This is a genomic window from Streptomyces sp. NPDC057474, assembly GCF_042802555.1.
In the GTDB taxonomy this organism is placed as follows: Bacteria; Actinomycetota; Actinomycetes; order Streptomycetales; family Streptomycetaceae; genus Streptomyces.
The window spans coordinates 1-7,066 of record NZ_JBHVDX010000351.1; the positions used below are offsets into that span (position 1 = coordinate 1).

At 68.5% G+C, this 7,066-nt stretch carries 8 protein-coding genes and 5 tRNA genes; 2 read left to right on the forward strand and 11 right to left on the reverse strand.

The genetic code is table 11. The features are described 5' to 3' along the window. Window positions 1–32 precede the first annotated feature (32 nt). The 4 genes from ACFU53_RS45345 to leuC all read right to left on the reverse strand — a co-directional run bounded on the left by ACFU53_RS45345 (window position 33) and on the right by leuC (window position 3,377). Window positions 33–689, reverse strand: a complete 657-nt coding sequence (locus ACFU53_RS45345) for an HU family DNA-binding protein (protein ID WP_384005934.1) — start codon at window positions 687–689, stop codon at window positions 33–35. Between the two features lie 138 nt (window positions 690–827). Then, complete coding sequence (locus tag ACFU53_RS45350; RefSeq protein WP_384005936.1) at window positions 828–1,058, reverse strand: hypothetical protein; 231 nt, start codon at window positions 1,056–1,058, stop codon at window positions 828–830. Between the two features lie 288 nt (window positions 1,059–1,346). After that, the gene (gene leuD, locus ACFU53_RS45355; protein ID WP_384005937.1) at window positions 1,347–1,940 is read right to left on the reverse strand and encodes a 3-isopropylmalate dehydratase small subunit; all 594 of its coding nucleotides are present in this window, start codon (window positions 1,938–1,940) and stop codon (window positions 1,347–1,349) included. Window positions 1,941–1,946: 6 nt separating this feature from the next. Beyond that, the gene (gene leuC / locus ACFU53_RS45360; RefSeq protein WP_384005939.1) at window positions 1,947–3,377 is read right to left on the reverse strand and encodes a 3-isopropylmalate dehydratase large subunit; all 1,431 of its coding nucleotides are present in this window, start codon (window positions 3,375–3,377) and stop codon (window positions 1,947–1,949) included. 194 nt (window positions 3,378–3,571) lie between these two features. On the opposite strand from leuC, the gene ndgR reads away from it, so the two are divergent. Continuing rightward, window positions 3,572–4,288, forward strand: a complete 717-nt coding sequence (gene ndgR, locus ACFU53_RS45365; protein ID WP_003993203.1) for an IclR family transcriptional regulator NdgR — start codon at window positions 3,572–3,574, stop codon at window positions 4,286–4,288. 120 nt (window positions 4,289–4,408) lie between these two features. On the opposite strand, the gene ACFU53_RS45370 is transcribed toward ndgR, so the two are convergent. Next, the gene (locus ACFU53_RS45370) at window positions 4,409–4,909 is read right to left on the reverse strand and encodes a DUF4188 domain-containing protein (protein ID WP_384005941.1); all 501 of its coding nucleotides are present in this window, start codon (window positions 4,907–4,909) and stop codon (window positions 4,409–4,411) included. Window positions 4,910–4,988: 79 nt separating this feature from the next. Here ACFU53_RS45370 and ACFU53_RS45375 point away from each other — a divergent pair, with 79 nt between their 5' ends. Beyond that, complete coding sequence (locus tag ACFU53_RS45375) at window positions 4,989–5,633, forward strand: MerR family transcriptional regulator (protein WP_384005942.1); 645 nt, start codon at window positions 4,989–4,991, stop codon at window positions 5,631–5,633. A 52-nt stretch (window positions 5,634–5,685) separates the two neighbouring features. Here the strand turns inward: ACFU53_RS45375 and ACFU53_RS45380 are convergent. From ACFU53_RS45380 to ACFU53_RS45405, 6 genes are all read right to left on the reverse strand, one after another. After that, a tRNA-Glu gene (locus ACFU53_RS45380) sits at window positions 5,686–5,758 on the reverse strand. 31 nt (window positions 5,759–5,789) lie between these two features. Continuing rightward, window positions 5,790–5,861, reverse strand: a tRNA-Gln gene (locus ACFU53_RS45385). A gap of 20 nt (window positions 5,862–5,881) precedes the next feature. Further along, window positions 5,882–5,954: transfer RNA gene (locus tag ACFU53_RS45390), tRNA-Glu, on the reverse strand. Window positions 5,955–6,016: 62 nt separating this feature from the next. Continuing rightward, window positions 6,017–6,089: transfer RNA gene (locus ACFU53_RS45395), tRNA-Glu, on the reverse strand. A 42-nt stretch (window positions 6,090–6,131) separates the two neighbouring features. Further along, window positions 6,132–6,203: transfer RNA gene (locus ACFU53_RS45400), tRNA-Gln, on the reverse strand. 91 nt (window positions 6,204–6,294) lie between these two features. Beyond that, complete coding sequence (locus tag ACFU53_RS45405; RefSeq protein WP_384005944.1) at window positions 6,295–7,026, reverse strand: HAD family hydrolase; 732 nt, start codon at window positions 7,024–7,026, stop codon at window positions 6,295–6,297. Window positions 7,027–7,066 lie beyond the last annotated feature (40 nt).

A 7,066-nucleotide genomic window follows, 5' to 3' on the forward strand; every position in this document is an offset into this window, starting at 1 on the left:
GCCCGGCCCGGCGCGTGTGAGTACCCGGCGCCCTACGCCTGGCGCGCGGCAGTCTTCTTCGCGGTCGTCTTGCGAGCCGTCGACTTCTTGGCCGGCGCCTTCTTGGCGGTGGCCTTCTTGGCCGGCGCCTTCTTCGCCGCGGTCTTCTTCGCCGCCGCCGTGGTCGTCTTGGCGGTCGTCTTCTTCGCCGCCGCCGTCTTGGTGGTGGCCTTCTTCGCGGTCGTCTTCTTCGCCGTGGTCTTCTTCGCGGTGGCCGTCGTCTTCTTGGCGGCGGCCGTGGTCTTGCGGGCGGTCGCCTTCTTCGCGGTGGTCTTCTTCGCCGCCGCCGCCTTCCTGACCGTCGCCGAAGCCCCCCCGCTCAGGCTGCCCTTGGGCGCCTTCTTGACCGCGACCTCGCCACCACGGGGAAGCTTCTTCGAACCGCTCACCAGGTCCTTGAAGCCCTGGCCCGCGCGGAAACGCGGCACGGAGGTCTTCTTGACCCGAACCCGCTCACCCGTCTGCGGGTTGCGGGCGTAACGGGCCGGCCGGTCGACCTTCTCGAACGAACCGAAGCCGGTGACCGACACCCTGTCCCCGGCGACGACCGCGCGGACGATGGCGTCCAGAACGGCGTCGACCGCGTCGGCGGCCTGCTGACGCCCACCGACCTTGTCCGCAATCGCTTCTACGAGCTGCGCCTTGTTCACGTCTTCCCCTTCGGAGACATCGCCAGAACGAAAGTGTTCAAGCTTTTTCGCACGTTAGGCAGATATATACCGCAAATCAAACACGAAACGGGCTTATCACCCTTGTGCCGCAACGAACTCGGCAGTCATGGAGTTCCTTCAGCGTTCCTCTGCGGGCATTCGCCCCTCGTCGAGGTCCGTCGTGAAGCCCTCCAGACGCCTTGCCGCGTCGGCGAGATCGTGCTTGGCCACGGCCGTAATGACCAGCAGCTTCCGGGTCAGCGCCATGCGTACGCCCTCCGGGACTTGCAGTGCGCGCACTTTTGCGTGCGCTTCCTTGAGTTGGCCCGCGACCGCCGCATAGAGCTCGAGTTGGCCGTCGTGTTCCATGCACAGATTGTGCCATCTGGGGCAAGTTGTCGCCTGCGCAGGGGGCAACTGCCGTCTCCCGGGGGCCGCTGGAGCGCCCCCGGTCAATGCCACACCATGGTGCACGTACCCCGGCAATCACCTTTGTAACTAGGGGAGTTGAAACCTTTCTGCACATGACTTCGAAGGTCTCCGAACCCGAACATGGCGGTACCCCCAACCGTGCACGATTGGGGGTACCTGGGGTGCCGCGGTGGCTGGAATCCGCCTTGCGCGGGCCACCCGACGGGGGTGGCCCGCGCCAGTGGGTCAGATCTTCAGCGTCCTCGGCTTGTACGAGGGCCGCTTGGCCTCGTACGTGGCGATGTCGGCCTCGTTCTGGAGGGTGATGGAGATGTCGTCCAGCCCGTTCAGCAGCCGCCAGCGGGAGTTCTCGTCCAGCTCGAAAGAGGCGGTGATGCCCTCTGCGCGCACCTCACGGGCCTCAAGGTCGACGGTGATCTCGGCCTTCGGGTCGTTCTCGGTGAGCTCCTGCAGCGCGTCCACGATCTTCTGCTCCAGGACGACCGTGAGCAGGCCGTTCTTGAGCGAGTTGCCGCGGAAGATGTCGGCGAAGCGGGAGGAGATGACGGCCTTGAAGCCGTAGTTCTGCAGCGCCCACACGGCGTGCTCGCGGGACGAACCGGTGCCGAAGTCGGGGCCGGCGACCAGGACGGTGGCTCCCTGCCGCTCGGGCTGGTTGAGGACGAAGGTCTCGTCCTTGCGCCAGGCCTCGAACAACCCGTCCTCGAAGCCGTCCCTGGTCACCTTCTTGAGCCAGTGGGCGGGGATGATCTGGTCGGTGTCGACGTTGCTGCGGCGCAGCGGGACGCCCCGGCCGGTGTGCGTGGTGAATGCTTCCATGGCTGTTCAGACTCCAGCGGGCGCAGGGGTGTCGGCGTCGGTCAGGTCGGCGGGGGACGCCAGATGGCCCAGGACGGCCGTCGCGGCGGCGACCTGCGGCGAGACCAGGTGCGTACGGCCGCCCTTGCCCTGCCTGCCCTCGAAGTTGCGGTTGGAGGTGGACGCGGAGCGCTCACCGGGGGCCAGCTGGTCCGGGTTCATGCCCAGACACATCGAGCAGCCCGCGTGCCGCCACTCGGCGCCGGCCTCCTTGAAGACGACGTCCAGACCCTCGGAGACGGCCTGCAGACCGACCCGCGCGGAGCCGGGCACGACCAGCATCCGTACGCCGTCGGCGACTTTGCGGCCCTTGATCAGCTCGGCGGCGGCGCGCAGGTCCTCGATGCGGCCGTTGGTGCACGAACCTACGAAGACGGTGTCCACGTTGATGGACTTCAGCGGCTGGCCGGCCTCCAACCCCATGTACTCCAGGGCCTTTTCGGCGGCGAAGCGCTCCGAAGCGTCCTCGTACGAAGCCGGGTCGGGGACCGACGCCGAAAGCGGCGCGCCCTGGCCGGGGTTGGTGCCCCAGGTGACGAACGGCGACAGGGCGGCGCCGTCGATGATCACCTCGGCGTCGAACTCGGCGTCCTCGTCCGTCTTCAGCGTCTTCCAGTACGCGACGGCCGCGTCCCAGTCGTCGCCCTCGGGGGCGTGCGGGCGGCCCTTGAGATACGCGAAGGTGGTCTCGTCGGGGGCGATCATGCCCGCGCGGGCGCCGGCCTCGATCGACATGTTGCAGATGGTCATGCGGGCTTCCATCGAGAGTTGCTCGATGGCCGGGCCGCGGTACTCCAGGACGTAACCCTGGCCGCCGCCCGTACCGATCTTGGCGATGATCGCCAGGATCAGGTCCTTGGCGGTGACGCCGTCGGCCAGGTCGCCCTCGACCGTGATGGCCATGGTCTTGGGGCGGACCAGCGGCAGCGTCTGGGTGGCCAGCACGTGCTCCACCTGGGAGGTGCCGATGCCGAACGCCAGACCACCGAAGGCGCCGTGCGTGGAGGTGTGGGAGTCACCGCAGACGACCGTCATGCCGGGCTGGGTCAGACCCAGCTGCGGGCCGACGACGTGCACGACACCCTGCTCGACGTCGCCCAGCGGGTGCAGGCGCACACCGAACTCGGCGGCGTTCGCGCGCAGCGTCTCCAGCTGGACGCGGGAGACCGGGTCCGCGATGGGCTTGTCGATGTCGAGGGTGGGGGTGTTGTGGTCCTCGGTCGCGATGGTCAGGTCGAGCCGGCGAACCTTCCGCCCGCTCTTGCGGAGACCGTCGAAGGCCTGGGGGCTGGTCACCTCGTGCAGCAGGTGCAGATCGATGAAGAGGAGGTCGGGCTCGCCCTCGGCGCGCCGGACGACGTGGTCGTCCCAGACCTTCTCCGCGAGTGTCCTACCCATCGCTTTCCCTCCGGCCGGCTTGTCCGAGCGCCGGCCCAACTAGAGATATCGGAGGTGGCGAGCGCCCTTACCCCTCGTACGGGCGCCGGCCGCCGGGCTCGTTGGTCCGCGAGCCGTTTGTTCTGCTTCCAGAGTGGCAAGGTCCACGCGAAATTGAGCTTGCGTTTCACAGAGTGAGACGCGAGTATCGTTGCATGGACAACAGTAGCGGCGTCGGCGTTCTGGACAAGGCGGCCCTGGTCCTGAGCGCTCTGGAGTCCGGTCCGGCCACCCTCGCGGGTCTGGTCGGCGCCACCGGACTCGCACGACCCACGGCCCACCGCCTGGCCGTGGCTCTGGAACACCACCGCATGGTGGCACGCGACATGCAGGGCCGTTTCATCCTCGGCCCCCGGCTGGCCGAGCTGGCCGCGGCCGCCGGCGAGGACCGCCTCCTCGCGACGGCGGGCCCGGTGCTCACCCACCTCCGCGACATCACGGGCGAGAGCGCGCAGCTCTATCGCCGCCAGGGCGACATGCGTATCTGTGTCGCCGCCGCGGAGCGGCTCTCAGGCCTCCGGGACACGGTCCCGGTCGGTTCGACCCTCACGATGAAAGCCGGCTCCTCGGCCCAGATCCTCATGGCCTGGGAGGAGCCCGAGCGCCTGCACCGCGGCCTCCAGGGCGCCCGCTTCACGGCCACCGCCCTCTCGGGCGTACGGCGCCGGGGCTGGGCCCAGTCCATCGGCGAGCGCGAGCCGGGCGTCGCCTCGGTCTCCGCCCCCGTACGCGGCCCGTCGAACCGCGTGGTGGCCGCCGTCTCCGTCTCCGGCCCCATCGAGCGCCTCACCCGCCACCCCGGCCGCATGCACGCCCAGGCAGTCATCGACGCCGCGGGCCGCCTATCGGAGGCCCTACGCCGCACAGGCTGACCACCAAACCCCGTCCGACCACGAAGAAGGCCTGCCTCAACGCCGCGGCAGGCCACGGTCAACCCGCAGTCACCACACCACAGTCCCCCACGGCGCCCAGGCACTCACGCACTCACGCACTCACCCCCGCCGGTGGGCGAACCGCTCCTTCGCCGACCGCCCCCTGCCCTCGATCGGCAACACCCCCGTAGCCGCCGCGAGACCGAACGCGGGCATGTCGGCATAGATCGACTCGTACGACCCCTCCGGCACCACATACGTCTCGTGCCAGAGCCCCACGTGCTGCCGACTCCTCCCCTTCCGCTCCTTGCTGTTCATCGCGGCCCACGCCACGCGGTGGAACGCGTCGGGCGCGTGCGCGTATCCGTACAGCTTCTCCTTGGACTCCCAGTACTGGACGACGTAGTACGTCCGCGGCGAGGCTGTGAGCAGCACGGCGTTCAGCAGCCCGCGGCTCGGGTCTGCGCGCAGCTCCCGCAGCATCCGTGGCATCGCCGCGAGCACGGGCCCCCAGTGATGCACGGCCCAGAAGTGATTGATCCGCATACCGATCAGCAGAACCACCACGTCGCCCTCGGCGGCCGCGGTGGTACGGCCGGCAGCGATCCGCTTTCCGATCATGACTCCCCCTAGTTGGTGAGCGGCACTATCCGAACACCCATGCTTGGATAGTGACACTCACCAAGAAGGGGCGCAAGAGATGCGACTGGCGGAACTGAGCGAGCGCAGCGGGGTGTCCACGGCGACGATCAAGTACTACCTGCGCGAAGGGCTGTTGGCGCCGGGCCGCCAGATCAACGCGACGACGGCGGAGTACGACGAGGAGCATCTGCGCCGGCTGCGACTGGTGCGGGCGCTGATCCAGGTGGGCAAGGTGCCGGTGGCCAACGCCAGGGAGGTGCTCAGGCACGTGGACGACGAGTCCCTGGGCCGTACGATCCGGCTCGGCGCGGCCCTGTGGGCGCTGCCCCAGGCCCCCGCCCCGGACGAGGAGGACCCGGTCACCGTCGCCGCGACGGCCGAGGTGGACCGGCTGCTGCGGACGCTGGGCTGGGACGCGGCGAGGGAGATCGGCTCCCTCTCCCCCGTACATCGTTCACTCGTGGCCCTGGTGGCCACGCTGCTGCGGCTCGGCTATCCGTGCGACGCCGAACTCATGGCCCCGTACGCCGAGTTGATGCACCAGACGGCCGTGCGGGACCTGGATCACATGGAGACCTACGAGTCCGACACGGAGAAGGTCGAACAGGCGGTGTCGTCGGCGGTCCTCTTCGAGCCGGTACTGCGCTCGCTGCACCGACTGGCCCAGGAGGAGGAGTCGGCGCGGCGGTACGGCATCGAGTAGCCGGAGCGCACGACGAAGGCCCTCCACCGAAGTGGAGGGCCTTCATGAAACGTACCCCCGACCGGATTCGAACCGGCGCTACCGCCTTGAGAGGGCGGCGTGCTAGGCCGCTACACAACGGGGGCCCTAGCGATCCTGCGTTTCCGCAGGTCCGAGCTGGTCTACCTGGACTCGAACCAAGAATGACGGTACCAGAAACCGTAGTGTTGCCAATTACACCATAGACCAATATGGTTGAGACTTTTTCGTACCCCCGACCGGATTCGAACCGGCGCTACTGCCGTGAGAGGGCAGCGTGCTAGGCCGCTACACAACGGGGGCCCTAGCGATCCTGCATCGATGGTGGTGGGAGCTACCCTGACCACCTTCGCGGGAAGGATCAGTACCCCCGACCGGATTCGAACCGGCGCTACTGCCGTGAGAGGGCAGCGTGCTAGGCCGCTACACAACGGGGGCTTCGCGGAGATGATCTCCGCTTGTGCAGATGAGCTCTGCGAGCTGGCCTACCTGGACTCGAACCAAGACTAACGGAACCAGAAACCGTCGTGCTGCCAATTACACCATAGGCCACTGGAACTCAATCCCCTGAAGGGATCTTGTTCTAGTGTGCACCTCCGGTTCCCGGCCTTTCGGCCCGCTTCCCGGCGACGCAGGAAGAACATTACCCGAAGGTGGACGGCGCTCCAAAACGGGTATCCGAGCCGAGGATCGCGGGGAGTTCGGTCAGGGTGGCGATCCGGTGCGGCCCGACGGGCGGGTCGACGGTCGCGTAGAGGCCGCCGCGGTCGATCCACACCGACAGCAGACCGGCGTCGACGGCGCCCCGGCCGTCGATCTCCGGGTGGTCGCCGACGTACGCGACCTCGTGCGGCGGCAGCTCCAGGGCTTCGCAGGCCACGTGGAACGCCTCGGCGGCCGGCTTGTGGACGCCCAGTTGCTCGGCGCACAACACCGTCTCGAAGCGGTCCCACACGCCGAGGGCGCGCAGCTTGCGTTCCTGGACGGGGAGGCTGGAGTTGGAGAGCACCGCGTGCCGGTGGCTGGCGGCGAGCGCGTCCAGAACGGGCAGGACGTCCGGGAAGAGCGACCAGGCCCGCTCGTAGTGGGCTACGTACCGCTCGAACCAGGCGTCGGCCTCCGCGTCGCTCAGGGGCCGGCCGTGGAAGTCCCGTACCCGGTCGCGGCGTGTGGCCTCCCAGTCACCCTCGCCCGCCGCGTACCGCCTCCAGTGCAGGCTCGTGAGTTCGCGCCAGCGCGAGAGGGCCTCTTCGACGGAGTCGTATCCGAGCAGCAGGCCCTCGACGGCGAGATGGTCCCGCATTCCGGCCCGGTCGGCCGCGGTGTAGTCGAAAAGAGTGTCGTCGACGTCCCAGAGCACGGCCTTGATGTCCATGATCCGACGGTAGCCCGAGGTCGGCCGTCCTGTCCGGAGG